At 74.3% G+C, this 1,723-nt stretch carries 1 protein-coding gene and 1 pseudogene; one reads left to right on the top strand and one right to left on the bottom strand.

The features are described 5' to 3' along the window. Nucleotides 1-344 (bottom strand): annotated as a pseudogene (locus tag E2E34_RS35795) (hypothetical protein); the annotation flags it as partial. Nucleotides 345-695: 351 nt separating this feature from the next. Between E2E34_RS35795 and E2E34_RS34020 the strand changes: the two are divergent. Then, on the top strand, nt 696-1,679 hold the full coding sequence (locus E2E34_RS34020) for a helix-turn-helix domain-containing protein (RefSeq protein WP_138905675.1): 984 nt from the start codon (nt 696-698) through the stop codon (nt 1,677-1,679). Nucleotides 1,680-1,723 lie beyond the last annotated feature (44 nt).

The raw sequence follows: 1,723 nt of genomic DNA, 5'->3' as shown, positions 1-1,723 counted from the left end.
GCCGGGGGCCGGTGCGTCCCCCACCACGGCGGGGCGTCGGCGGGACCAGGGCCGGAACCCTGGGGTGCCGGTGGGTTCGGCGGAGTCGACGGCGCGGGCGGCGCGGCGCGCTCGTCCCCCGGGGGCGGCGCGGCCGGTACCTCGGGGCCCGGCGGCGCCGGCGCCGACGCGACCGCCGCCGACTCGAAACGGGCGTCCAGGGTGTCACCGGCTTCGTCGGTGCCGTCTCCCACGTCGCTGTCGGCCCCCCGCGCGGGGGCCGGTTCCGGGACGGGTTCGTCGTCGTACAGCCGGTTCCACCACTCGTCCTCGCTGGTGGCGCGCCTCTCCCCCTGCTGGCTCATGCCCCTATTGTCCACCTCAAGTGCCGTACGAAAACGGGGCATCGGGAAAATTAAGTCCGCCGGGCAGCCCCACACCCCACGGGAGGGACGCCCGGCGGACAGTCCGTGGAGGTCGCCGCCCCGACACCGTGCGCGATGTCGGGCGTACCGGCACCGTCCCGAGGAATACGGCACAAAAGCCCTGTCCTGAGAGGCTGTTGATACTGCTGTGGCGCCACATTGGCAGAGTGACCAGTGGTGCGGGGATGATGCGTACGGCGGATGTACGCCGTGGCCGCTTCCCGCCACGAGCCAGTGGGCAAGATCGGGGCGCGGATACGGGACCGAGGCGTCCTGGGAGGGGTGTGGAGGGTGCTGGGAGCCATAGGACTCGACGAGGCCCAGGAGTCGACGTACCGCGCGCTCGTCGCGCTCGGCGCGGCGGAGGTCCCCGACCTCGCGCACCGGCTGACGCTGCCCGAGGCCGACACGGAACGGGCGCTGCGCCGCCTGGAGCAGCAAGGGCTCGCGGCCCAGTCGTCGGCGCGTACGGGTCGCTGGGTGGCCGCGCCTCCGGGGGTCGCGCTCGGCGCGCTGCTGACCCGGCAGCGGCACGAGCTGGAGCAGGCCGAGCTGTCGGCGGCGCTGCTGGAGCGTGAGTACCGGGCGGAGGCGGCCGAGCCCGCGGTGCACGACCTGGTCGAGGTGGTGACGGGGGCGAGCGCGGTGGCGCACCGCTTCGCGCAGCTCCGGCTCGGCGCCACCAAGGAGGTGTGCGCGCTGGTCACGGGGCATCCGATCGCGATCAGCGGCATGGACAACGAGGCCGAGGAGCGCGCGTCCACGCGGGGCGTGGCGTACCGGGTGGTGCTCGAACGCGAGGTGCTCACCGCGCCCACGGGACTCGTCGAACTGTCGGCGGCGCTGGGGCGCGACGAGCAGGTCAGGGTGGTGGAGAGGGTGCCGACGAAGCTCGTGGTCGCGGACCGGACCATGGCGATGGTGCCGCTGACGGCCCGGGGCGCGGAGCCGGCGGCCCTCGTCGTGCACGCGAGCGGCCTGCTGGAGTCGCTGACGGGCCTGTTCGAGGCGGTGTGGCGGGACGCGCTCCCGCTGCGGCTCACAACGGACGGCACGGCGTCCGAGGAGGGCCTGCCGGGCCCGGACGCCACGGACATCCAGGTGCTGTCGCTGCTGCTGGCCGGGATGACGGACGCGAGCGTGGCGAAGCAGCTGGAGCTGGGTCTGCGGACGGTGCAGCGGCGGGTGAAGGGCCTGATGGAGCTGGCGGGCGTGACGACGCGGCTCCAGCTCGGCTGGCACGCGTACGAACGGGGCTGGGTCTCCAGAAGCTGACCGCTGCGGCCCCCGTCGTACCCGACCGGCTGCCGTCCCCACCC

Origin of the sequence: Streptomyces albidochromogenes, from assembly GCF_005981925.1 — a bacterium.
GTDB classification, from domain to species: Bacteria; Actinomycetota; Actinomycetes; order Streptomycetales; family Streptomycetaceae; genus Streptomyces; species Streptomyces albidochromogenes.
Note: the sequence above shows the minus strand (reverse complement) of the source record. Positions and strands in the feature narration are given on the sequence as shown.